This is a genomic window from Streptomyces sp. NPDC002463 (assembly GCF_042889835.1).
Classification (GTDB): domain Bacteria; phylum Actinomycetota; class Actinomycetes; order Streptomycetales; family Streptomycetaceae; genus Streptomyces; species Streptomyces nymphaeiformis.
The window spans coordinates 131186-153484 of the sequence record NZ_JBIARL010000009.1 but is presented as its reverse complement, the minus strand read 5'-3'; the positions used below and the strand labels follow the sequence as shown (position 1 = coordinate 153484).

The 22299-nt window shown below is 72.9% G+C and carries 22 protein-coding genes and 1 riboswitch; of the genes, 16 read left to right on the top strand and 6 right to left on the bottom strand.

Going from position 1 to position 22299, the window contains the following annotated elements:
• Positions 1 to 6 precede the first annotated feature (6 nt).
• The 4 genes from hpnH (at position 7) to ACFYX3_RS19690 (ending at position 3292) form a co-directional block, all read left to right on the top strand.
• A complete protein-coding gene (gene hpnH, locus ACFYX3_RS19705) occupies positions 7 to 1032 on the top strand; it encodes an adenosyl-hopene transferase HpnH (protein WP_116157914.1) in 1026 nt (341 codons plus the stop codon).
• Positions 1029 to 2414, top strand: a complete 1386-nt coding sequence (locus ACFYX3_RS19700) for an aspartate aminotransferase family protein (protein WP_389014882.1) — start codon at positions 1029 to 1031, stop codon at positions 2412 to 2414. Before hpnH ends, ACFYX3_RS19700 begins: the two co-directional genes overlap by 4 nt.
• 74 nt (positions 2415 to 2488) lie before the next feature.
• Positions 2489 to 3118, top strand: coding sequence for a helix-turn-helix domain-containing protein (locus tag ACFYX3_RS19695; RefSeq protein ID WP_376587484.1), 630 nt, complete (start codon positions 2489 to 2491; stop codon positions 3116 to 3118).
• A gap of 18 nt (positions 3119 to 3136) precedes the next feature.
• Positions 3137 to 3292 carry a DUF6126 family protein gene (locus ACFYX3_RS19690; RefSeq protein WP_376587485.1) on the top strand — a complete coding sequence of 52 codons (156 nt, stop codon included), beginning with the start codon at positions 3137 to 3139 and terminating at the stop codon, positions 3290 to 3292.
• Between the two features lie 16 nt (positions 3293 to 3308).
• Here ACFYX3_RS19690 and ACFYX3_RS19685 read toward each other — a convergent pair whose 3' ends face one another.
• Positions 3309 to 4130: a tyrosine-protein phosphatase gene (locus ACFYX3_RS19685; protein ID WP_389014877.1), complete on the bottom strand. Its 822-nt coding sequence runs from the start codon at positions 4128 to 4130 to the stop codon at positions 3309 to 3311.
• Positions 4131 to 4490: 360 nt separating this feature from the next.
• Positions 4491 to 4679, top strand: a riboswitch (cyclic di-AMP (ydaO/yuaA leader).
• Positions 4680 to 4683: 4 nt separating this feature from the next.
• Between ACFYX3_RS19685 and ACFYX3_RS19680 the strand changes: the two genes are divergently transcribed.
• Both ACFYX3_RS19680 and ACFYX3_RS19675 read left to right on the top strand, forming a co-directional pair.
• On the top strand, positions 4684 to 5622 hold the full coding sequence (locus ACFYX3_RS19680) for a peptidoglycan DD-metalloendopeptidase family protein (protein WP_389014874.1): 939 nt from the start codon (positions 4684 to 4686) through the stop codon (positions 5620 to 5622).
• 163 nt (positions 5623 to 5785) lie between these two features.
• Positions 5786 to 6580 (top strand): SGNH/GDSL hydrolase family protein, encoded by a 795-nt coding sequence (locus ACFYX3_RS19675; RefSeq protein ID WP_116157909.1) that lies wholly within the window; start codon positions 5786 to 5788, stop codon positions 6578 to 6580.
• On the opposite strand, the gene ACFYX3_RS19670 is transcribed toward ACFYX3_RS19675, so the two are convergent.
• The 5 genes from ACFYX3_RS19670 to ACFYX3_RS19650 are packed head-to-tail and all read right to left on the bottom strand — an operon-like array spanning position 6567 to position 11795.
• Positions 6567 to 7427: an STM4011 family radical SAM protein gene (locus ACFYX3_RS19670; RefSeq protein WP_389014871.1), complete on the bottom strand. Its 861-nt coding sequence runs from the start codon at positions 7425 to 7427 to the stop codon at positions 6567 to 6569. The two genes, ACFYX3_RS19675 and ACFYX3_RS19670, sit on opposite strands and share 14 nt — an antisense overlap.
• Before the next feature lie 9 nt (positions 7428 to 7436).
• Positions 7437 to 8768, bottom strand: coding sequence for an STM4012 family radical SAM protein (locus ACFYX3_RS19665; RefSeq protein WP_389014868.1), 1332 nt, complete (start codon positions 8766 to 8768; stop codon positions 7437 to 7439).
• Positions 8765 to 9586, bottom strand: coding sequence for an STM4013/SEN3800 family hydrolase (locus tag ACFYX3_RS19660; protein ID WP_116165218.1), 822 nt, complete (start codon positions 9584 to 9586; stop codon positions 8765 to 8767). The genes ACFYX3_RS19665 and ACFYX3_RS19660 overlap by 4 nt, the downstream gene beginning before the upstream one ends.
• 26 nt (positions 9587 to 9612) lie before the next feature.
• On the bottom strand, positions 9613 to 10839 hold the full coding sequence (locus ACFYX3_RS19655) for an STM4014 family protein (RefSeq protein WP_389014865.1): 1227 nt from the start codon (positions 10837 to 10839) through the stop codon (positions 9613 to 9615).
• Positions 10836 to 11795 (bottom strand): STM4015 family protein, encoded by a 960-nt coding sequence (locus ACFYX3_RS19650; protein ID WP_389014862.1) that lies wholly within the window; start codon positions 11793 to 11795, stop codon positions 10836 to 10838. Before ACFYX3_RS19650 ends, ACFYX3_RS19655 begins: the two co-directional genes overlap by 4 nt.
• A gap of 166 nt (positions 11796 to 11961) precedes the next feature.
• Here ACFYX3_RS19650 and ACFYX3_RS19645 point away from each other — a divergent pair, with 166 nt between their 5' ends.
• The 10 genes from ACFYX3_RS19645 to ACFYX3_RS19600 all read left to right on the top strand — a co-directional run bounded on the left by ACFYX3_RS19645 (position 11962) and on the right by ACFYX3_RS19600 (position 22272).
• Positions 11962 to 12288 carry a hypothetical protein gene (locus tag ACFYX3_RS19645; protein ID WP_116157904.1) on the top strand — a complete coding sequence of 109 codons (327 nt, stop codon included), beginning with the start codon at positions 11962 to 11964 and terminating at the stop codon, positions 12286 to 12288.
• Between the two features lie 25 nt (positions 12289 to 12313).
• Positions 12314 to 13330, top strand: a complete 1017-nt coding sequence (locus ACFYX3_RS19640) for a DUF6745 domain-containing protein (protein ID WP_389014859.1) — start codon at positions 12314 to 12316, stop codon at positions 13328 to 13330.
• A gap of 140 nt (positions 13331 to 13470) precedes the next feature.
• Positions 13471 to 14241 (top strand): SIMPL domain-containing protein, encoded by a 771-nt coding sequence (locus ACFYX3_RS19635; RefSeq protein WP_382652434.1) that lies wholly within the window; start codon positions 13471 to 13473, stop codon positions 14239 to 14241.
• Between the two features lie 267 nt (positions 14242 to 14508).
• A complete protein-coding gene (locus ACFYX3_RS19630) occupies positions 14509 to 15708 on the top strand; it encodes an MBL fold metallo-hydrolase (protein ID WP_389014856.1) in 1200 nt (399 codons plus the stop codon).
• A 294-nt stretch (positions 15709 to 16002) separates the two neighbouring features.
• Positions 16003 to 17718: a protein kinase gene (locus tag ACFYX3_RS19625; protein WP_389014853.1), complete on the top strand. Its 1716-nt coding sequence runs from the start codon at positions 16003 to 16005 to the stop codon at positions 17716 to 17718.
• 547 nt (positions 17719 to 18265) lie between these two features.
• Positions 18266 to 20290, top strand: a complete 2025-nt coding sequence (locus ACFYX3_RS19620) for an ATP-binding protein (RefSeq protein WP_389014850.1) — start codon at positions 18266 to 18268, stop codon at positions 20288 to 20290.
• 6 nt (positions 20291 to 20296) lie between these two features.
• Complete coding sequence (locus ACFYX3_RS19615) at positions 20297 to 20731, top strand: roadblock/LC7 domain-containing protein (RefSeq protein WP_389014847.1); 435 nt, start codon at positions 20297 to 20299, stop codon at positions 20729 to 20731.
• A gap of 2 nt (positions 20732 to 20733) precedes the next feature.
• On the top strand, positions 20734 to 21105 hold the full coding sequence (locus tag ACFYX3_RS19610) for a DUF742 domain-containing protein (RefSeq protein ID WP_376587522.1): 372 nt from the start codon (positions 20734 to 20736) through the stop codon (positions 21103 to 21105).
• Positions 21083 to 21706: an ATP/GTP-binding protein gene (locus ACFYX3_RS19605; RefSeq protein ID WP_382652443.1), complete on the top strand. Its 624-nt coding sequence runs from the start codon at positions 21083 to 21085 to the stop codon at positions 21704 to 21706. The genes ACFYX3_RS19610 and ACFYX3_RS19605 overlap by 23 nt, the downstream gene beginning before the upstream one ends.
• Positions 21703 to 22272, top strand: coding sequence for a GAF domain-containing protein (locus ACFYX3_RS19600; RefSeq protein ID WP_116157897.1), 570 nt, complete (start codon positions 21703 to 21705; stop codon positions 22270 to 22272). The genes ACFYX3_RS19605 and ACFYX3_RS19600 overlap by 4 nt, the downstream gene beginning before the upstream one ends.
• Positions 22273 to 22299 lie beyond the last annotated feature (27 nt).

Below are 22299 nucleotides of genomic sequence, written 5' to 3'. Positions count from 1 at the left end.
CGAGTTATGGCCATGCCGCTCCGTCAGTCCATCCGGGTCGGGACCTACCTCTTCGAACAGAAGCTCCGCAAGCGGGACAAGTTCCCGCTGATCGTCGAGCTGGAGCCGCTCTACGCCTGCAACCTCAAGTGCGAGGGCTGCGGGAAGATCCAGCACCCGGCGGGTGTCCTCAAGCAGCGCATGCCGGTCGCCCAGGCGGTCGGCGCGGTCCTGGAGTCCGGCGCTCCCATGGTGTCCATCGCGGGCGGCGAGCCCCTGATGCACCCTCAGATCGACGAGATCGTCCGCCAGTTGGTGGCCCGGCGGAAGTACGTCTTCCTCTGCACCAACGCGCTGCTGTTGCGCAAGAAGCTGGAGAAGTTCACCCCCTCCCCGTACTTCGCCTTCGCCGTGCACATCGACGGGCTGCGCGAGCGGCACGACGAGTCCGTCGCCAAGGAGGGCGTGTTCGACGAGGCGGTGGCGGCCATCAAGGAGGCCAAGCGGCGCGGCTTCCGGGTCACCACCAATTCGACCTTCTTCAACACCGACACCCCGCAGACCATCATCGAGGTCCTCAATTTCCTCAACGACGACCTCCAGGTCGACGAAATGATGATCTCGCCCGCCTACGCCTACGAGAAGGCCCCCGACCAGGAGCACTTCCTCGGCGTCGAGCAGACCCGCGAACTCTTCCGGAAGGCCTTCGCCGGCGGGAACAGGCGCCGCTGGCGGCTCAACCACTCGCCGCTCTTCCTGGACTTCCTGGAAGGAAAGGCGGACTTCCCCTGCACCGCCTGGGCCATTCCCAACTACTCCCTCTTCGGCTGGCAGCGCCCCTGCTATCTGATGAGCGACGGATACGTCCCCACGTACCGCGAACTCGTCGAGGACACCGACTGGGACAAGTACGGCCGCGGCAAGGACCCGCGCTGCGCCAACTGCATGGCGCACTGCGGCTACGAGCCCACCGCCGTCCTCGCCACCATGGGCTCCCTCAAGGAGTCCCTGCGCGCGGTCCGGGAGACGGTCTCCGGGAACACCACGTCATGACCGGCGGGTTCGACCTGCGGGCGCTGCTCTCCGAGCGCGGCGCGGAGCGGTACGAGCTGCACGCCCGGTACCTCAACCACCAGCTGCCCCGCATGCTGCACACCATCGGCTTCGACAAGGTCTACGAGCGGGCCGAGGGCGCCCACTTCTGGGACGCCGACGGCGTCGACCACCTCGACATGCTCGCCGGCTTCGGCGTGATGGGCCTCGGACGGCACCACCCCGTCGTCCGCAAGGCCCTCCACGACGTCCTGGACGCCCAGCTCGCCGACCTCACCCGCTTCGACTGCCAGCCGCTGCCGGGCCTCCTCGCCGAGAGGCTCCTCGCCCACAGTCCGCACCTCGACCGGGTCTTCTTCGGCAACAGCGGCACCGAGGCGGTCGAGACCGCCCTCAAGTTCGCCCGGTACGCCACCGGGCGGCCGAGGGTCCTCTACTGCCACCACGCCTTCCACGGGCTCACCACCGGCTCCCTCTCCGTCAACGGCGAGCAGGGCTTCCGGGAGGGCTTCGACCCGCTCCTGCCGGACACCGCGATCGCCCTCGGCGACCTCGACGCCCTGGAGCGGGAGCTGCGCCGCGGCGACGTGGCCGCCTTCGTCGTCGAGCCCATCCAGGGCAAGGGCGTCCACGAGGCGCCGCCGGGCTTCCTCCGGGCCGCCCAGGACCTCCTGCACCGGCACGGCGCGCTGCTCATCGCGGACGAGGTCCAGACGGGCCTCGGCAGGACCGGCGACTTCTACGCCTACCAGCACGAGGAGGGCGTCGAGCCGGACCTGGTCTGCGTCGCCAAGGCGCTCTCCGGCGGCTACGTGCCGGTCGGCGCCACCCTCGGCAAGGACTGGATCTTCAAGAAGGTCTACTCGTCGATGGACCGGGTCCTGGTCCACTCGGCGAGCTTCGGATCGAACGCGCAGGCCATGGCCGCCGGGCTCGCCGTCCTCGCGGTCATGGAGGACGAGGACACCGTCGCGCACGCCCGCCGGATCGGCGACCTGCTCTCCGGCCGCCTGAAGGAGCTCGTGCCGCGGTACGAGCTGCTGCACGAGATCCGCGGGCGCGGCCTGATGATCGGGATCGAGTTCGGCCGGCCGTCCTCGCTCGGACTGCGCGGGCGCTGGACGATGCTCCAGGCGGCCCGCAAGGGCCTCTTCGCCCAGATGGTCGTCGTCCCGCTGCTCCAGCGGCACAGGATCCTCACCCAGGTCTCCGGTGACCATCTGGAGGTGATCAAGCTGATCCCGCCGCTGATCATCGACGAGGCGGACGTGGACCGGTTCGTGACCGCCTTCACCGCGGTCATGGACGACGCCCACGGCGGCGGCGGGCTGATGTGGGACTTCGGGAAGACGCTGGTCAAGCAGGCGGTCGCACAGCGCTGACCGATTCACGACGCCGGTTTTGCCTCTGAGGCAAGAAACTTGCCTCAGAGGCACGAGCCTGGCGGAATGGACGCATGGACCACGTCCCCGGGGACACCTCCCCGGACCCCGCCGTCACCGACGTCCTGCCGGACGTCGCCCCGCAGCTGCGGGCCCTGCGCCGCCGCCGGGGGCTCACCCTGGAGGCCGCCGCCCAGCGGGCCGGTCTCTCCCCGGCCCACCTCTCGCGCCTGGAGACGGGGAACCGGCAGCCCTCGCTGCCGATGCTCCTCGCCCTGTCCCGTATCTACGGTACGACGGTCTCCGAGCTCCTGGGCGAGACGCCCCCCGAGCGCGACCCCGTCGTCCGGGCCGACCGCTCCGAGCCCGTCGAGGCCGACGGCTGGATCTACCGCCAGGCGGGCGGCGCCGGCCGCGCCCTCCAGTGCCTGCGGGTGCACGTGCCCTACGCCACCCGGGCCGACATCGTGCGGGTCCACCCCGGCGAGGAGTGGATCCACGTCCTGGAGGGGCGGGTCCGGCTCGCGCTCGGCGACGCCGTCCACGTCCTCGACCCCGGGGACAGCGCGCACTTCGACTCGCTGACCCCGCACCGCATCGGTGCCGCCACGTCCGGCGGGGCCGAGCTGCTCTTCGTCCACACCCTGATGCAGAGCCCCGTCGCCGAGCTGTGCCTCGGCGACGGGACCCCGCATCGGCGCTGACATCCAGAAAGGACCGACATGTCCGAGAAGTCCGTACCGGTCACCGGCGAGGAGCGCGGTGAAGGCAAGTTCCCCAAGGGGCTCGTGCTCCGCCTCTTCGCCTATCTGATCGCAGGCCACCTCTTCGCCGGCTTCCTCTACCTGCTCTTCACGCTCGGCGCGCAGAACCAGTAGGGCGCGCGGGCGGGCCTCACGCCTCCGTCAGGAGGCGCTCCCGCAGGCGCTCGCGGGTCTCCGGGGCGAGCTTCAGGCCCTCCGTGAGGTAGGCGTCCACCGAGCCCCAGGTCGCCTCGATCGTCTCGAAGGCGGCCCGCAGGTACTCCACCCGCGCATCGAACAGCGGGCTCAGCAGCTCCATCACCTCGGGCGACATCGCGTCCGGGGAGGTGGAGCTGCGGCGCACCTTGTAGCGGCGGTGCGGGTCGTTCGACTTCACGTAGTCGGCCTCGATCGCCCCGCGCTCGACCCCGACCGCGAGCAGGGTGATCGCGATGGCGAGCCCGGCCCGGTCCTTTCCGGCCGCGCAGTGCATGAGGGCCGGGACGCTCTCCTCCGCCATGGAGTGCAGGATCCGGCTGTGCTCCGAGGTCCGCTCGACCACCATCTTCCGGTACGAATCGGTCATCCGGGCGGCCGCCTTGCCGTCGCCGAGGATCTCCCGCAGCTGCGCGATCTCGCCGTCGCGCACGAGGAGCCAGAACTCCTTGCCGTCGGCCGGGTCGTTGAGGGGTATGTTCACGTTCCGCACGCCGGGCAGGTCGACGTCCGCGCCCTCGACCCTGCGGTCCGACTCGTTGCGGAAGTCGAAGACGGTGTGCAGGCCGAGTGAGGCGAGGAAGGCGGCGTCGTCCTCCGTCGCGTGGGCGAGGTGGCCGCTGCGGAAGAGGCGCCCGGGGTGGACGGCGCGCCCGTCCGTCGTCGGCAGGCCGCCCACGTCCCGGAAGTTGCGGACCTCCGCCAGCTCGGGCTCGTCGGCTTCGGCGGGCGGGACCTGCGGCAGCTGCTGCGTCACGGCTGCTCCTGTTCTGTAGATCGGACCCTGTGTCCGGTGGATCGGTTCCTGGGGCGATCATCTCGGGTGGGGCCCGGAGGCGCACCCCCTCGGACGGGAATGGGCGATCTGTCCGTATTGAGAACTAAGAGGTAACCCGCCCTGGTTGCAGGGGAGATGGGGATCCGCGCGTGAGCAGCGTCATAACCGTGACGGACCGTGCCTGATCGTCTTTTCCAAATACCCCCCGCGAAAAGGAGATCGAGGGGCCGTCATCGACGGAGGGTGACCGGAATTCCGCCCGGAAATCAAGAAATCCCGGAGTGCCGGAAAACTGCGGCTTGTTCACGCCGACCCCACTCGTCTAGCGTCGCGCTCACTCCGGACGGACCGCCGAATCCTGCCACCGACCGGAATCCGCACTCACCGGTAGAAGGCAGGAGCGGGGGACCCAGGTAAGTCGCCGATCCCTTCGAAGAAGGACGGCTCGGGGTGAAGTCGCGTATGCACGCGGCCGGACATCTCCAGTCCGAACCCGACAGCTCACCTCGCAGGCGCCGGAGAGGAATTCGCCATGCCCGCGAAGGGTAAGCACCGCCGCACCAAGTCCAACCGTCTGACCCGTGGCCTCGCCGCCGCCGGCACCGGCGGCGCCGTCGTCGCCCTCCCGCTCCTCGGAGCCACCGGCGCCCACGCCGCCACCCCGGCCGCCGCTCCCGCGCAGGCCGTCGCCCAGGTGAAGGCCGCCGCCGTCGAGGCCGCGCCCGCCACCGCGAAGGCCGCGCCGAAGACGTACTCCGTCGTCCGCGGCGACTACCTGTCGAAGATCGCCGCCGAGCACCACCTGGCGGGCGGCTGGCAGAAGCTCTACAAGGACAACCGCCAGGTCGTCGGCGAGGACCCCTCGCTGATCCTGCCCGGCATGAAGCTCACCCTCGGCGCGAAGAGCACCGCCAAGGCCGCGCACCACGACCGGCAGACCTCCGGCAAGAACGGCGACACCCAGCGCGCCTCGCGCAGCAGCGAGCGCACCTCGGCCCCGGCCGCCCCCGCGACCGCCTCGGCGTCCTCCGCGCCGTCCTCGTCGGCCGGCACGACCTCCTCCTCCGGCTGGGTCGCCCCGATCGCCGGTGCCGCCATGTCGACCCCGTACCACCAGGCCGGCTCCATGTGGTCCTCCGGCTACCACACCGGTGTCGACTTCATCGCCTCCACCGGCACCACCGTCCACGCGGTCGGCCCCGGCACCGTCTACTCCGCCGGCGACGGCGGCGCGTACGGCAACCAGGTCGTCATCCAGCACGCCGACGGCACCTTCTCGCAGTACGCCCACCTCTCCTCGATCTCCGTCTCCGCCGGCCAGACCGTCACCGGCGGCCAGGAGATCGGCCTCTCCGGCGCGACCGGCAACGTCACCGGCCCGCACCTGCACTTCGAGATGCGCACCGGGCCGGAGTACGGCTCCGACATCGACCCGCTGGCCGCCCTGCGCCAGCACGGCGTGAACATCTGACGCGTCGTCGTCAGCGGTTCGTCATCCGGATGCCCGGCACACCCGTGCCGGGCATCCGGCGTATTCCGGTTTGGTGGAATCTTTATCGGTGGCATATGTCACCCTGCGTCAACCCCTCCTTACGGTCGCGTAGGTCACATCCGAGGAGGAAGGATGTGCTCCCGTGGCAGACGATTCGAGATCAACAGACAAGAACGCATTCGGGTCGTACGCGGCGATCGGTGACAGCTTCACCGAGGGCGTCGGAGACCCCGGGCCCGACGGGACGTACGTCGGCTGGGCGGACCGCTTCGCGGTGCTGCTCGCCGACCAGCTGCCGGAGCACGACGACTTCCGGTACGCCAATCTCGCCGTACGGGGGCGCCTTCTCGACCAGATCGTGGCGGAACAGGTCCCGCGGGCGAAGGAACTCGCCCCCGACCTGGTGACCTTCTGCGCGGGCGGCAACGACATCATCCGCCCCGGGACGGACCCCGACGACGTGGCCGAGCGCTTCGAGCGCGCCGTCGCCGACCTGAGCTCCGCCGTCGGCACCGTCATGGTGACCACCGGCTTCGACACCCGCGACGTGACCCTGCTCAAGCACCTGCGCGGCAAGATCGCCACGTACAACGGGCACGTCCGGGCCATCGCGGACCGCTACGGCTGCCCGGTCCTCGACCTGTGGTCGCTGAAGTCCGTCCAGGACCGGCGCGCCTGGGACGACGACCGGCTGCACCTCTCGCCCGAGGGACACACCCGCGTCGCCCTGCGCGCCGCCCAGGTCCTCGGCATGCCCGTGCCCGCCGACCCGGACCAGGCCTGGCCGCCGGTCCCGCCGCGCGGCACTCTCGAGGTCCGCAAGGACGACATCCACTGGGCCAGGGAGTACCTGGTGCCGTGGATCGGGCGCCGGCTGCGCGGCGAGAGCTCCGGCGACCACGTCGAGGCGAAGCGCCCCGACCTCATGCCCCTGTAGCCAGGGGCACGGCGGGGATCCGCTCCAGGACCCCGCCGGCGAACACGTCGTACAGCGGCAGCGTCTCCAGATGGACGTAGCCGATGTGGCAGTCGCAGACGGCGAGGGGGCAGGCGCGGGGACGCAGCGCGGCGCGGTACGAGCCGTCGTACAGGTTCCCGAGCCCGGCCTTGACGAAGTGGCAGCGCCGCACCGTCCCCTCGCCGTCCACCGAGACCACCGACGCGCCGGTGCGGCAGGGCAGCCCCGCCGACCGGTGCGGATGCCGGCTGTACGGGAAGAGCGGATCGAGCTCCGTCCAGCCCTCGGCCTCCGCGTCGGTGTACGTGTGCCCCTCCGCCGCGTTCACCCAGAGGTAGACGTGGGGCGGCAGCGCGGCCCGCAGCCGGACGGCGTGCTCCCGGTGCTCGGGCAGACCGACCACCCCGACGCTGTACCGGATCCCCCGACCGGCCAGATCGTGGGCTTTCGCGAGGAACCGCTCGTACGGAGTCTGCCCCGGGTGGTACGTGCACCAGAGGGCCACGACGTCGGGGTCCGCCTCCGCCAGCCACTCCGTGCGGCAGCTCAGATTGGTCTGGATCGCCACCCGCTCCACGTGCGGCAGCCGGGACAGCTCGACCAGCGCCCGCCGGTACCAGGAGCGGACGAGCCCCTCGCCCCACGGGGTGAACAGGATCCGCAGCCGGTCACCGGTCTGCTCGGCGGCCCAGCCGGTGAACCGTTCGAGCGCCGCCCGGTCCGCGCGCAGCTGCTCCCGGCTGTCCCGGCGCTTGGCGAAGGGGCAGTACGGGCAGTCGAAGTCGCAGGAGGACAGCGGGCCCCGGTAGAGCAGGGTGAGATCCACGGCCGCCGCCTACTTCGCCTCGTACGCGGCCATCGCGGCCCGCACGGCGGAAGAGAAGAGCTCGGGGCCGAGCCCGTCGGAGTGGGCGAGCCCCTCGGGCGACAGCCGCAGCAGCCCCGCCGGGGCGTCCGCGATCCAGCCGTACTCCTCGAACCGGGCGAGCTCCGGGCCGAAGTCCGCGAACGGCGAGGACCCGAACCGCTCCTCGTACCCGGCGACCGGCATGCCCTCGGCCTGGAGCAGCGACTGGAGGAGATGACGGCGACGCGCCTCGTCCCCGTCCACCGCCCGGCCCACCTCGGCGCGGGAGAAGTCCCCGGTCTCCGTGTACGCGTCGATGATCGAGCGGATCTCCCGCATGTCGACGGCGTAGTCGAAGGAGTAGTGCAGGTCCGAGGTGTACGAGCGGGCACCGCAGCCCAGGCCGATCATGCCGTCCGTCTGGCAGGCGTAGTCGTCCAGACCGGCAGGGCCCGCGTCCGCCCGGCGGAACATCCGCATCGACACCTGCTCGTAGCCGTGCGCGAGGAGATGGTCCCGGCCGTACCGGTACAGCCGCAGCCGCTGCTCGTCCCACTCCCGGTCGGCGGCCGCCGGGTCCTGGATCCGGCCGAGACCGGTGAGCGGGCGCACGTACAGCGGATAGAGGTACAGCTCCTCGGGCCGCCACGCGAGGGCCGCGTCGAGCGAGAACCGCCAGGACCGCTCCGTCTGCCCGTCGATGCCGTAGATCAGGTCGATGTTCAGCACGGGCACACCCGTGTCCCGGATCCGGCCGAGCGCCGCCTCGACGTCCGCGCGGCGCTGCGGCCGCACCGCCGCCCGCGCCTCGGCCTCCACGAAACTCTGCACGCCGATGCTGAGGCGCGTCGCGCCCCGGTCCGCGAGGACCGCGAGCCGGTCGGCGGTCGCGGTCGCCGGCGAGGTCTCCACGGAGAGCGGCACCGCCCGCAGGTCCGCACCCATCCGCTTCTCCGCGATGTCGCAGAGCCGCTCCAGCTCGGCGGCGGTCAGGAAGGTGGGCGTGCCCCCGCCGAACGCGGCCGTGGCGAACCGCACCGGCGACGCGTCCCCGAGGGCCTCGCGGACGGCGACGGCCTGACGGTCGAGGGCGTCGAGGTAGCGGGTGGTCAGCTCGTCCGGCGCGCCGATCCGGGTGAACAGGTTGCAGAAGCCGCAGCGGACCTCGCAGAACGGTATGTGCGCGTACAGCGAGAGTGCGTCCTTCGGCTCGTCCGCCCAGAGGGCGGCGAGCTCAGGGCGCTCCGGGAGCGCTCGGTAGGCCGTCTTGTGCGGGTAGGCGTAGACGTAGCTGCGGTACGGGCGGGGGGTGTCGCTCATGCCGCCACCCCGCCCTCGGGCCCGGCCAGGACGAACTGCGCGTACGGCACGGTCCACACCACCTCGTGGCCGAGCCGGTGCCCGGTGAAACCGTCCTCCCCGTACGCCGTGCCGTGGTCGGAGCACACGATCGCGAAGCAGGGGCGGCGGCTGCTCATCGCGGCGAACAGCCGACCGATGTGCCGGTCGACGTACTCCAGGGCGGCCGCGTGCGTCTCCCGGGAGTCGCCGGCCTCGCGGGTCGCGCCCGGCAGGTGGAACCAGTTGGGCTGGTGCAGCGCGGACACGTTGACGAAGAGGAAGAGGCGCTCCTCGCGCGGCAGCCCGGCGACGACCTCCTCCGCGCGGGCCACCTGGGACTCGAAGGAGGTCGGGGAGGCGACGCCGAAGGAGGGCTCCCAGTGGCTCTCCCGGAACAGGCCGGGGAGCACGGAGCCGAGGGGCGGCTGCTTGTTGAAGAAGCCCACCCCGCCGACGCACACCGTCCGGTAGCCCTCGCCCGCGAGCGCGGACACGAAGTCCGGAGTGTCGTGGACCCAGGTGCCGCCGGCCGTCGACTCGCTGCCCGCGAAACGGGCCGCGAACAGCCGGGGATGAGGTCCCTGGGCCGCGGGGGTCGGCAGGAAACCGGCGAAGATCGCCTGGTGGGAGGCGTACGTGAAACTCCCGGGCGCGTGCCGCCGCTCCCAGGCGCCGCCGGGGAGATGGCGGGCCAGGTTCGGGATGCGGCCCTCGGCCGCGAGCTCGGCCGCCACGTCGTACCGGAGGGTGTCGAGGGTGACCAGGAGCAGATCGTGGCTGCCGACGATCGCGTTCATGTCGGGCTGGTTCACGTCGGGCTGGCTCACGGGGTGCTCGTTCCTGTGGTGCTTGGTTCTGTGGTGCTGGTTCGTGCGGCGCTGGTTGGTGTGGTGCTGGTTCGTATGGTGCTGGTTCGTACGGTGCTTGGTCCCGTGGCGCCGGTTTCGTAGGGGTGCGGGAACTGCGCCGCGACCTGGGCCGCGTACGTGTCGAGCCCCTCGGCACCGCTGCCGGGCAGGCCCGTGAGACCGGGCAGCAGATCGCCGAAGGCGTTCACCTCGCCCACGGCGAAGCGGCGCCAGCCGCTCGCGGGCAGCAGGTCGACGCCCACGCACCGGGTGCCCGGGAAGGCGGTGGCGGCCCGCTCGCACACCGCGAGCGCGTCCGCCCACCGCCCGCCGGCCGCGGCGATCGCCGCCCTCGCCGCGTCGAGATCGCCCCGGGCGCCGCCCAGGTGCAGATTGGTCATGGGGGAGCGGCTGGTGCGGAGCACGGCGTGCGTGGCCCGCCCGTCGATCACCACCACCCGCAGATCGGCCGCCCGGCCGTCCTGCGTGGCCTTCGGCAGCCAGCGCTCGACGTGCAGGCCGTCGGGGGCGAGGGCGTCCACGATCGCGGCGACCTCGTGCTCGCTCGTATAGCGGCGTACGCGCAAGGAGTTGAAGAGCCGTCCGTCGGACCCGCGCTCCACCGAGGTGGTGGCCTGGACCCGGCCCGCGCCGTTCGTCTCGAGGGCGAGCACCCCCGAGGCGGAGGAGCCGTGCGCGAGCTTCACGAACACCCGGCGCATGCCGGCCCCGGCGGTCAGCGCCCTGACGTCCGCCCAGTCGCGCACCGCCGGGGCCTCGGGACCCGAGGTCGGCGACTCGGGCACCGGGACTCCGGCCGCCCTCAGCCGCCCGTGGCTCAGCCTCTTGTCGAACAGGACCGCCGGCTCGGCGGGATCGTCGACGAGGACGGCACCCGCCTCCGCCACGGAGCGGGCGAGGTCCGCCACGGCGGCGGTGAACCGCCCGTACCAGCGGCCGGTGCCCTCGACCCGGGCCGGATCGTCGACCCCGCGCAGCAGCCGGTCGGCCTCCGGATCCTCACCGGGAGAGTCGAGCCGCACGGTCTCGCCCCCGGCGAACCGCGCCCGGCCCCCGAGCACGTCCGGCCAGGACACCGCCCGCGCCTCGGGCAGCCCGGCGAGCCGCAGCGCGTCCTGGAAGAACGCGACGCGGCGGCCCGCCGGATCGCCGACGACCACGAGGCGCGGGCCGGAGGTCATTCGGCGACCGCGACGTAGCGCCAGACGTCCCCGTCGCCGTCGTCCTCGCCCACCTGCGCGTCACTGAGGTCGACGGTCACGCCGTACGGGACGAGCGCGGCGCGGACCCGCTCGGACATCGCCTCCGACAGATAGTGGTGGGAGAGGTCGAGGTGGGTGAGATGGGTCAGCGGCTGCCCGTCGAGGAGGGCCGCCGCGCCCTCGTCGGTCAGCACGCCCATGGACAGGTCGAGCCGCTCCAGGCGCGCGACGACGGGCGCGCCCGCGACGGCGGCGGCCACGGCGTCCTGGATCACGCTGTCGCACAGTCCCAGGCGGCGCAGGGCGGGGAACGCCGTGCCGGCGAGGAGCGGCGCCAGGTCCTCGGGGGTGCTGTCGCCGCCGTACTCGTCGGTGCCGAGCCAGAGTTCCAGCTTCCGCAGGGCGGGCAGGTCGCTGCCCGCGATCCCGCGCACCACCTCGGCGGGCAGGCCGCCGGTCTCCACGACCAGGGTCTCCAGACCGCTGTGCCGGACGGAGGGGAAGGCCAGCTGCGAACCACCGCGCACCCCGAACTCCCGCAGGGCCGGGTAGGCGGCGAGGAGCGGCGTCACGTCGGACTGGATGATCCAGGAGATCTCGCAGTCCTCGCCGGTCATGTCCCCGAGGAACACCGCCTCCAGGGCCGTGAGACGGTCGTTGGCGCCGATCAGCGCGGTGACGATGTCGGCGGAGGAGTTCTCGTACGCCTCGTCCCAGCCGCCGACGACCAGCGCGCGCACCCGGCCCGTGTCGACCGTCTTCAGGAAGCGCTCGAACCGCTGCCCCCACAGCTCGTCACCGGGGTCGGAGTACGTCGGGGCGGAGATCCGCCAGGCGACCGCGTCCGTCGCCGGCAGCTCGACCTGCACGTCCGCTTCGGGGAAGTCGAACACGGGCAGGCCGTGGAGTTCCTGCAGGTAGGTGCCAACGGTCATGGCGGTGCTCCAGACAACGGTCGGGACGGGTCGGCTGATGGAGAGAGTTCTACCAAGCGGCACCGACAACGCCCCTCGCCGGGGCGTCCCCGGACGGATTGTCAGTGCCGGGCCCTAGCGTCGTTCTCGTGTTCGGCAGCACGTGCCGGACGGGGAGGGGAGAGCCATGTACCGGCAGGGAGACGTGCTGATCGTGCCCGTCGCGGAGTCGGCCGTTCCGGAGCGGGCGAAGGAGGCGGCGGGGGAGCCGAGGGACGGCCGGGGCCGTCTGGTCCTCGCCCTCGGCGAGGTCACCGGGCACGCCCACGCGATCCCCGGCCCCGGCCGTCTCGTGAGGGAGCCGGGCCCCTTCGGCCCGCTCCTGCTCGAACTGCCCGAGGGCGGGCGGGTGGTGCACGAGGAGCACGCGCCGATACCCCTCCCGAAGGGCTGGTACCGCGTGGTGCGGCAGCGGGAGTACGTGCCCGGCGCGTACCGGATCGTCGCGGACTGACGTCCGCCGGAGAGGAGCGAAGGACATGGAGGAGTACGAGAGGGACCGCCTCACCGCGGCGGAGAGGTGGCGGGCGGTCGCCGCCGCCACCGGGCCCGCCGACCGCGCCGCCGCCGAGGTCGGCGTCCGGCTCGCCTACCGCTTGGCGGGCCTCGCCGAGCCGGAGCGCGTCCTCTGGGCGGACTCGCCGCTCGCCGCCGTCACGCTCGTACGGGGCCTGGCGGACCGGGGCCGTTCGGTACGGGACGAGGTGCGCACCCGGCCGTGGGCCGAGGAGCGCCGCCGCCTCCACGACGTGCTCGGCCCGGCCGGCTGGGCCGACCACTGGCAGGCGACCGGCGCCCAGCTCTGGGACCTGACGCGGAACCTCGCGGACCGGATACGGGCCGGGGTCACGGAAGCGGCCGACGCCGACGCGGCCGAGGTGCGGCTCCTGCTGCTCGACACGGTGCTCGGCCAGCACGACGCCGCCTGGCTCGCCGCCTTCGACGGACACGGCGTACGGCTCGCGGGCCTCGCCACCGTCGCCGAGCACGCCGGCTGGTGGTGGCCGTACGAGAACGCCGTCGTGATCTGCGAGCGGCCCGTGGAACTCCACCGGGACGAGGCCGGGCGCCTCGACCGGGGCGACGGCCCCGCGCTCGCCTTCCGTGACGGGTTCGCCCTGCACGCCTGGCGGGGCATGCCGGTCTCGGCCGAGTTCCTCGCCGGCCTCACGGGCCTCACCCCCGAGCGGATACGCGACGAGGAGAACGCCGAACTGCGGCGCGTGATGCTGGAGTACTACGGCTACGACCGCTACCTCGCCGCCTCCGGGGCCCGGCACGAGCACAGCGACGAGACGGGCGTCCTGTGGCGGATCGAACTCGCCGACGACGAGGACGTCGTGATGGTCGAGGTCGTCAACTCCACGCCCGAGCCGGACGGCACCCACCGCACGTACTGGCTGCGGGTGCCGCCCCGGACCCGGACCGCGCGGGAGGGCGTCGCCTGGACCTTCGGACTCCGTCCCGAGGCGTACGAGCCCCTCGTCCAGACCTGAGCCCGCGCCCGTGACCGGGCACGATTGGTGCGGAGAGGTGAAGGGAGCCGCCGGTCAGGAGTGGCGCGCGGGAGGCGGCGGCGCCGGGTGCTGGGATGTGCCCGCCGGAGCCCCGGCCCCCACCCCAGAGAGGACCGCCTGTGACGATCCGCCGGCCCAGCGCCGCCCGCACCGCCCGTCTGCTCGCCGCCACCGCCGTACTCGGCGGCCTCCTCGCCGGCACCACGGCCCCCGCCCTGGCCGCCGCACCCGGGCGGACCGCCCTCCGCGCCCCCGCCGGGGAGACCGCGCCGGCCACGGTCACCGTCACGGGCAACGGGCGCGCGTCCGCCGCGCCCGACCTGGCCATCCTGTCCGCCGGGGTCGAGGCCACCCGCCCGACGGCGAAGGAGGCGATGGCGGTGCAGTCCACCGCGGCCGAGGCGCTGCTCGACGTGCTGCACAGGCAGGGGATCACCGACCGGGACATCCGCACCGACAGCCTCTCGCTCGCCCCCGTCTACACCCAGAACAAGGACGGGGACAGCAAGGTCACCGGCTACCAGGCGGGCCAGTCCTTCTCCGTGAAGGTCCGCGACCTGGACAGGACCGGCCAGGTCATCGGAGCCGTCAACGACGCCAGCGGGGAGGCGGGCCGGATCAACGGCGTCGTCTTCGACGTCGCCGACCCCTCGGCGCTGCGCGCGAAGGCCCGCGAGGCCGCGTACAAGGACGCGTACGACAAGGCCGCGCAGCACGCGCAGCTCAGCGGCCACCGGCTCGGCCGGCTCGTCTCGCTGAGCGAGGGCGAGTCCGTACGTCCCGGCCCCGGCGCGTCCCCCGCGGCCTCCACGGACGAACCGGGCGTCCCGCTGGCACCGGGCGAGATCGAGGAGCAGGTCACGGTCTCGGCGGTCTACGAGCTGATCTGAGGGGTGCCGGGCGCGGGCTCTGCGGTGCCGGGCCTCCGCCGGCGACTTCGGTCTGTGACCGATTCGGTGCCGACCGTAGTGTTCGGCGCTCGCCGGCAGCCGTTCCTCCACCAGCCCGTGCGCCCGGGCGCACGGGCTGGTGCCGTACCTCCCCCGCCCGGCAGCGGGGGAGGGCTGAGCCTCGGCCGTTCTGGTCGACCGACCGCCCCGGACCGTTCCGGCGTGGGCCGCCCATAATGGAACGACCCCCAGAGATCAGGAGGTCCTGTGACCGGTACCGGCTCCGACCGTTCGCCGCGGGCGCGGCTGCGCGCGCTGCGCCCCGAGTCCTTCGGCGCGGACCCCACGGGCGAGCGTCTCGCCCGGATCCGCCGCTCGCCGAACTTCGCGGACGGGATCTTCCAGAACCCCGAACCGGCGCGACGCGGCCCCTCCGGGTCCAGCCTCGAGCTCGCCAAGATCTACTTCGAGAAGGAGGGGCGCGCGCGCCGAGCCCCCACCGGCACGATCCCCGTCCACCCCACCACCCTCGCCGACCTGGCCAAACCCCCGGCCACCGGTCTTCGGCTGACCTGGATGGGGCACTCCGGCGTCCTCGCGGAGATCGACGGCCACCGGGTCCTCTTCGACCCGGTCTGGGGCGACCGCTGCTCCCCGTTCCCCTTCGTCGGCCCCAAGCGCCTCCACCCGGTGCCCGTACCGCTCGCCGCGCTCGGCCCGGTCGACGTGGTCGTGATCTCGCACGACCACTACGACCACCTCGACCTGCCGACGATCAAGGCGCTCGCGGGCACCGACACGGTCTTCGCGGTGCCGCTCGGCGTCGGCGCGCACCTGGAGCACTGGGGCGTGTCCGCGTCCCGCCTGCGCGAGCTGGACTGGAACGAGTCCACCGAGGTCGGCGAGCTGCGGCTGACGGCGACCCCGGCCCGGCACTTCTGCGGCCGGGGCCTGCGGAACACGCAGCACACGCTCTGGGCGTCCTGGGTGGTGCGGGGGCCCGCCCACCGGATCTTCCACAGCGGCGACACGGGCTACTTCTCCGGCTTCGAGGACATCGGCGCCGCCCACGGCCCCTTCGACGCCACCATGATCCAGATCGGCGCCTACTCGGAGTTCTGGACGGACATCCACATGACCCCCGCCGAGGGGATGCGCGCCCATCTGGACCTCCAGGGCGGCGGTCCCGCCGGCGTCCTGCTGCCGATCCACTGGGGCACCTTCAACCTCGCCCCGCACCCGTGGGCGGAGCCGGGGGAGTGGACGAAGGACGCGGCCGAGGAGGCCGGCCAGGCGGTGGCGTTCCCCCGGCCGGGTGAGCCCTTCGAGCCCGGGGGGAAGCTGCCCGGGGAGGCGTGGTGGCAGGCGGTGTCCCACCCGATCGCGCGCCCGTGGCGTCGCCCCCGGAGCGTCGAGGTCGCGGCGGAGACGCACAGTGACGACCTCGACCTCGCGGGCGAGAGGTGACGTCAGTCCTGCGCCGACGGCTCACGAGCCGTCCACGCGGCCCCGCCCACTCGGCGGGGCCGCTGCGTTTCTGGATGCGGCAAAGGTGCGTGTGTCCTGATCTCAGGTGAGATGTCTTGCTGACCAGGGCTGTTGGCGGCGCGGCCCCGGCGCCGAGGCCTGGCCCATGTGCACTCGCACACACGCGAACCCCCTAACCTGGTGCCCGCCACGTGGCGGATACAGAGCACTGCGACGAACGGGATGTGACAGGTGACGGGGGCGAACGGCGAGGTTCTGGGCGGGCGGTACCGCGTGACCGCGACGATCGGCCGCGGTGGCATGGGCGTGGTCGCCCGGGCGGTGGACCAGCTGCTGAACCGCGAGGTCGCCGTCAAGGTCCTCCGGGCCTACACGGACGCCTCCCCGGCCGAACTGGCCGATCTGCGGGTCCGGATGCAGCGGGAGGCGCAGGCCGCCGCCCGTATCCGGCACAGCGGCGTGGTCACCGTCCACGACGTGGTCGAGGAGCGGGGACTGCCGGTCATCGTCATGGAGCTGGTCGACGGGCCCTCCCTCGACGACGTGCTGACGGAACGCGGCTCGCTGGACCCGCGCGAAGCGGCCGCGATCGGCGCCAAGCTGATGGACGCGCTCGACGCGGCGCACCGGGCCGGGGTCCTGCACCGGGACGTCAAGCCCGGCAACGTGCTCCTCGAGCGCGGAGGCCGGGTCGTGCTCACCGACTTCGGCATCGCCAGCATGGACACCTCGGGCGACGAGGCCCTGGCCAAGCTGACCCAGAGCGGTCAGATCGTCGGCTCTCTCGACTATCTGCCGCCGGAGCGCGCACAGGGCCAGGTCCCGGGCGCCGCATCCGACATCTGGGCGCTCGGCATGACGCTGTACGCGGCCGTGGAGGGCGCTTTCCCCTTCCGCCGTACGTCGGTGTGGTCCACCCTGGCGGCGATCGTCGGAGAACCGCTGCCGGAGCCCCGGCAGGCCGGACCGCTCGCCCCGGTGCTGCGGGCGCTGATGGCGAAGGACCCGCTGCAGCGGCCCGACGCCGCGCAGGCGCGCGAGATGCTGGAGGCGGTCGCCGGTGGCAGGGCGGTGGACCTCCCTGCCGCACCGACGCCCCCGCCCGCCACTCCGCCGGGCTTCGGCCCCGCCGTCGCCGCGCCGCCCTCCCGGCCCCTCGCCCAGCCGGGCTTCGGCCCCGCCTTCGCCGCACCGCCGGCCCAGCCCATGGCCTCCACCATGCCGGCCGGCGCGTTCGCGGCCCCGCAGCCGGGCACGGCGCCCGGCACGCCCGCCGGTCAGGACGGCCGTTCCGAGACCCGCGCCACGGCGGTCCGGGCCCGCCGCCGCACCCGCACCATCGTCGCGGTGGCGGCCGCCACCGCGCTCACCTGCGGCGGAGTCGCCTATGCGCTGATGAACGTGCGAGACGGCGAGGGCGGTACGTCGAACACGGCGCTTCCCACGCCGAGCACCTCCACCGACCACGGCGTGCCCGGCGCGGGCCCGACGACCGACGGCCCGACCTCCCCGGGGGACCTGACCTCCAGCACCCCCGGCGAGCTGGCCGGCACCCCCGGCGAGACGCCGTCCGGCACTCCCTCGAAGAAGCAGGAGGAGGACCGGACGACGAGCCCCACGTCGGCGCCCGGCGCGGGGGGCGACGAGCCGACCGGAAAGCCGTCGGCCTCCCCGAAGGCGACGCCCAGCGCCACGGTGAAGGAGCCCACCCCGGTGTCGACGACGTGCACCGGCTGGGCCCACCAGAACCGCAGCGACGGCTACGGCCGCGCGGCCCAGAACACCCACCTCTACACCGGGCCGTACGCGAAGTGCTCCTACGTGACCGCGATCGACTCCGGCACGAAGGTCTACTACCACTGCTACGTCACCAACGCCGAGGCCCACAAGTGGATCTACGCCCGCATCGCGGGCACGGACACCGAAGGCTGGATCTTCGGCGACAAGTCCACCCTGGACAGCGGCACGCTCGCCCGCTGCCAGGGCTGAACCGCAACGCGCCGGAGGCGCCCCGCAGATGGCCGGCCGGCCTCTGCTCTCACCGACCGTCACCGCGCACCCCGATCCGGCCCCCCGGGGCCGTCGTGGATCCTGGGGCCCGTGTGGCGGCAGGGGCGTCCGGCGGCGGCGCCGGGGTGGGGGCCGTCGGAGCTCGTTCAGCGCGCCGAGGGGGCGGCGGGTGCGGGGAGCCGTAGCTTCTCCGAGGGATTCCGGTAGGGGGCGATTTCCGCAGATTGCGGGGGTGTGGGGGCGCCTCCGTCCCCTTCCGCTCCCGCTCGCCGGAGACCCCGTCAGGGCCTGATGGCGCCTTTCGGTCGATCATTCTCGGCCAGTCGTCCCGGGGGTGATACCAGACCGGCCCGGTCTACGGGTAAGTTTGTCAACTGCGCACCGCACATGAACGGTTGACGACTACAGTGTGTGGCTGATGATCATCGGTAGGCTCATCGAACGTCTGTAGAACACCTCCCCCGTAGACCCCCCTGCAGAACACCCCCGCAGTACGCCGATTCCTGGGCACGTACCAAGGACACTCATGTCTCAACTTCGCGCACCCGCCTCGCGGTCCGACCGACGCGAGGGCGGGCGGCACGGCCGGCCAGGCGCCCGCTCCGCCACCGGTACCCACAGCAACCCCCCGGCGCAGACCTCCGCACCGCTTCCCGCCGAAGCCCGCATACGCCCCCAACTCCTGCGCACCTCCGTGCTTCCCGCCGTCGCGGTGGCCCTCGGCGGCGCGGCGGCCGTCATCTTCACCATCCGCTCCACGGGAGCCAGCCCGAGCGCCGGCCTCTGGGCCGCGCTCACCGGCGCCGCCGCCCTGACCGTCGCCTCCGTGACGGCCGCCGCGCTCGGCGCGGACCGGGCCGCCAAGGCCGTCCTCGACCGCTGCAACTCCCTGCGCCGCACCAGCGCCCGCGGCCAGAGCGAACTCCGGGTGGTCGTCGAGCAGCTGCGCAGGGGAGAGGGCCCCCCGCCCCGCCCCGAGCAGCCGGCCGCCCCCGTGTCCGGCGACGAATTCGATCTGCTCTCACACGAGTTGACACGTTCTCACGAGGCCGCCGTGGCCGCCGTCGTACAGGCGTCCCGGCTCTCCAGCAGCGTCGGAAACGAACAGAAGGTCGAGGTCTTCGTCAACCTCGCCCGGCGCCTGCAGTCCCTGGTCCACCGCGAGATCCAGCTCCTCGACGAGCTGGAGAACGAGGTCGAGGACCCGGAGCTGCTCAAGGGCCTGTTCCACGTCGACCACCTGGCCACCCGCATCCGCCGCCACGCCGAGAACCTCGCCGTGCTCGGTGGCGCCATCTCCCGCCGCCAGTGGTCGAACCCGGTCACCATGACCGAGGTGCTGCGCTCCTCCATCGCCGAGGTCGAGCAGTACCCGCGCGTGAAGCTCGTACCCCCGATCGACGGTACGCTCCGGGGCCATGCCGTGGCCGACGTCATCCACCTCCTCGCCGAACTCGTCGAGAACGCGACGCTGTTCTCCGCGCCGCACACCACCGTGCTGCTGCGCGCCCAGTACGTCACGGCCGGCCTCGCGATCGAGGTCGAGGACCGGGGTCTCGGCATGCCCGTCACCGAGCAGAACAAGATGAACGCCCTGCTCGCCGACCCCGACCAGGTCAACGTCGCGCACCTGCTCCAGGACGGCCGCATCGGACTCTTCGTCGTCTCGGCGCTCGCTCGCCGGCACGGCATCGCCGTGCGCCTCCAGTCCAACATCTACGGCGGTGTCCAGGCCGTCCTCGTCCTCCCGCAGGGCCTCCTCGGCTCCGACCCCGAGGGCCTCGCGCAGCACGAGCGCCAGACCGCCGCGACCGCCGGCTCCGCGGCGATCCCGCCCGGCCAGGTGCAGATGCAGCCGCAGGCCGCGCCGGAGGTCGCAGCCCCGGCGACGGCCCCGGCCCCGAGCCACACGTCCGCCCCGGCCCCGAGCCACGCCCCGGTCCAGGCTCCGGCCTCCGTGCCCGGTCAGGCGCCCGCCCCCGTCGCGGCGCAGGTCGCCGGCCAGGCAGCGGCGTACGGCACGGGTCAGACGCCTGCTCACGGTACGAGCCAGGCTCCGGTGCACGGCTCCGGCCATGCGCAGGCGCCCGCGCCGGCCGTCATGAACGGAGCGGCCGCCGCCGCTCCCGTACCGCAGTCCGTACCCTCGCCCTCCCCCGAGCGGGCCGCCGCCCGTCACGAGGAGGCCTCCGTGCCCGGCTCGCACCCCTACCTCCGTACGAACGAGGGGACGAGCGGATACGGGGACACCGGTCCCGCGATACCGGCCCAGTCGTCCGGCGCCGGCCACGCGGGCCCGCCGGACCACCTGCTCTCGCCGCTCCCCCCGGCCCCCCGTGCCGAGGACGACGGCAGGCCCCTGCTCCCCAAGAGGCGCGCACAGGAGCACATCGTCCCGCAGCTGCGGGACGAGCCCGTGGCCCGCAGGACCGAGGAGCACGCCCTGCACGACCCGGGTCTGATGGCCGCGTTCCAGCGCGGTATCGGCCTCGCCGAATCCCAGCCCGCCCCCCACGAATCGCTGCGTCTTGGCGACGCGCACAAGGAGTAGATCACCATGGCGAGCAATGCGCCGACCGGCCATTCCTCGGATCTCGACTGGCTGCTCAGTGGGCTGGTCCAGCGGGTCCCCTACACCCGCAACGCCGTCCTGCTCTCCTCCGACGGCCTCGTGAAGTCCGTGCACGGTCTCGACCCCGACGCCGCCGACCACATGGCGGCCCTCGCCTCCGGGCTCTACTCGCTCGGCCGCAGCGCGGGCGCCCGGTTCGGTGACGGCGGTGAGGTCCGCCAGGTGGTCGTGGAGCTCGACTCCACCCTCCTGTTCGTCTCCACCGCCGGCTCCGGCACGTGCCTGGCCGTCCTCGCCGGGCGCGAGGCGGACGCCGCCGTCCTCGGCTACGAGATGGCGATGCTCGTCAAGAGCGTCCGGCCGTACCTGGTCACCCCCGCCCGCCAGGCCGCGGGCGCGATGGGCGGGCGTGGGCAGTAGACGTGACGTCCCATCAGGAAGGACCCTGGCTCGACGACGCGGCCGGGCGGCTGATCCGCCCGTACACCGTGAGCGGCGGCCGGACCAAGCCGACCACCGCCCTGGACCTGCTGTCCCTGGTGATGGCGACCGGCTCGTCTCCGCAGGCGCACATGGGTCCCGAGCACAGCCTGGCCCTCGGGCTGTGCGGCGGGCCCACCTCGGTGGCCGAGATCGCGGCGCACTTACGGCTGCCGGCCGTCGTCACCAAGGTCCTGCTCTCCGACCTCGTGGACTGCGGGGCGCTCACCGCCCGGGCGCCCCGCTTCCACGCCAACCCAACCGACCGTTCCTTGCTGGAGGCAGTGCTCGATGGCCTACGACAACGGCTCTGAGCGCCACGACAGTTTCGCGGCCGACCCCTTCCCCACCGCGCTCAAGATCCTGGTGGCGGGAGGATTCGGCGTCGGCAAGACGACCCTCGTGGGCGCGGTCAGCGAGATCGAACCGCTGAGCACCGAGGAACTGCTCACCTCGGTCAGTGCGGCCACCGACAGCCTGGAGGGCGTGGAGTCGAAGACCACGACCACCGTCGCCATGGACTTCGGGCGCATCACGCTCGACGCCCGCCACGTCCTGTACCTCTTCGGCACGCCTGGCCAGGAGCGCTTCTGGTTCATGTGGGACGAGCTCTCCGAGGGCGCGCTCGGAGCGGTCGTCCTGGCCGACACCCGCAGGCTCCAGGAGTGCTTCTCCGCCGTGGACTTCTTCGAGCGGCGGGGGATCCAGTTCATCGTGGCGGTCAACGAGTTCGACGGCGCCTACCGCTACGAACCTGACGAGGTACGGGCCGCCCTCGACCTCAAGCCGGAGGTGCCGGTCGTCACCTGCGACGCCCGGATCTCCAGCTCCGGCATCAGCACCCTGCTGACCCTCGTCCAGCATCTGCTCACCACCATCCCGGACACCGTGCCGAGCTACGGAGCCACGCCATGACCTACGACCCGACCGGTCACCTCCTGCTGACCCCCATCGACAAGGACGCGCCCGCCCGCGTGCAGCGGCTGCGCGAACTCGGTCTCGGGGAGCGACCGGACCCGGCGTTCGACGACTTCGCCCACCGGCTCGCCGAGGTGACCGGCGCCCCGTTCTCGATGGTGAACTTCATCGACGAGAACCGGCAGTTCTTCGCGGGGCTGCACACCCCCGAGGGCACCCACTCCGGCAGCGACCTGGGCGCGGCCGCCGCGGGCGGCGGCGTCGGCCGGTTCATGGCGCGCGACCACGGCTACTGCCCGCACGTCGTGGTGCGGCGCAAGGCGCTCGTCCTGGAGGACGTCTGCGACTACCCGCGCTTCGCGGGGAACCCGGTCGTGGACGAGATCGGCATCCGCTCCTACATGGGGGCGCCGCTGATCGACCGTACCGGCGTCGCGCTCGGCACCATCTGCGTGGTCGACACCGACGTACGGCCGTGGGGCCGTGCCGGCCTGGAGACGATCAAGGCGATGGCGGCGGAGCTCATGGAGCAGATCCACCGCCGCGAGGACGGCGTGTTCTGACCGTCACCGTCCGACGACGGCCGGGAG

Excerpts from the sequence above, each read along its gene's own strand:
- hpnH (WP_116157914.1), top strand. The coding sequence starts at position 7 with ATGGCCATGCCGCTCCGTCAGTCCATCCGGGTCGGGACCTACCTCTTC.
- ACFYX3_RS19700 (WP_389014882.1), top strand. The coding sequence starts at position 1,029 with ATGACCGGCGGGTTCGACCTGCGGGCGCTGCTCTCCGAGCGCGGCGCG.
- ACFYX3_RS19695 (WP_376587484.1), top strand. The coding sequence starts at position 2,489 with ATGGACCACGTCCCCGGGGACACCTCCCCGGACCCCGCCGTCACCGAC.
- ACFYX3_RS19690 (WP_376587485.1), top strand. The coding sequence starts at position 3,137 with ATGTCCGAGAAGTCCGTACCGGTCACCGGCGAGGAGCGCGGTGAAGGC.
- ACFYX3_RS19680 (WP_389014874.1), top strand. The coding sequence starts at position 4,684 with ATGCCCGCGAAGGGTAAGCACCGCCGCACCAAGTCCAACCGTCTGACC.
- ACFYX3_RS19665 (WP_389014868.1), bottom strand. The coding sequence starts at position 8,768 with ATGAGCGACACCCCCCGCCCGTACCGCAGCTACGTCTACGCCTACCCG.
- ACFYX3_RS19660 (WP_116165218.1), bottom strand. The coding sequence starts at position 9,586 with ATGAACGCGATCGTCGGCAGCCACGATCTGCTCCTGGTCACCCTCGAC.
- ACFYX3_RS19655 (WP_389014865.1), bottom strand. The coding sequence starts at position 10,839 with ATGACCTCCGGCCCGCGCCTCGTGGTCGTCGGCGATCCGGCGGGCCGC.
- ACFYX3_RS19650 (WP_389014862.1), bottom strand. The coding sequence starts at position 11,795 with ATGACCGTTGGCACCTACCTGCAGGAACTCCACGGCCTGCCCGTGTTC.
- ACFYX3_RS19645 (WP_116157904.1), top strand. The coding sequence starts at position 11,962 with ATGTACCGGCAGGGAGACGTGCTGATCGTGCCCGTCGCGGAGTCGGCC.
- ACFYX3_RS19640 (WP_389014859.1), top strand. The coding sequence starts at position 12,314 with ATGGAGGAGTACGAGAGGGACCGCCTCACCGCGGCGGAGAGGTGGCGG.
- ACFYX3_RS19620 (WP_389014850.1), top strand. The coding sequence starts at position 18,266 with ATGTCTCAACTTCGCGCACCCGCCTCGCGGTCCGACCGACGCGAGGGC.
- ACFYX3_RS19615 (WP_389014847.1), top strand. The coding sequence starts at position 20,297 with ATGGCGAGCAATGCGCCGACCGGCCATTCCTCGGATCTCGACTGGCTG.
- ACFYX3_RS19605 (WP_382652443.1), top strand. The coding sequence starts at position 21,083 with ATGGCCTACGACAACGGCTCTGAGCGCCACGACAGTTTCGCGGCCGAC.
- ACFYX3_RS19600 (WP_116157897.1), top strand. The coding sequence starts at position 21,703 with ATGACCTACGACCCGACCGGTCACCTCCTGCTGACCCCCATCGACAAG.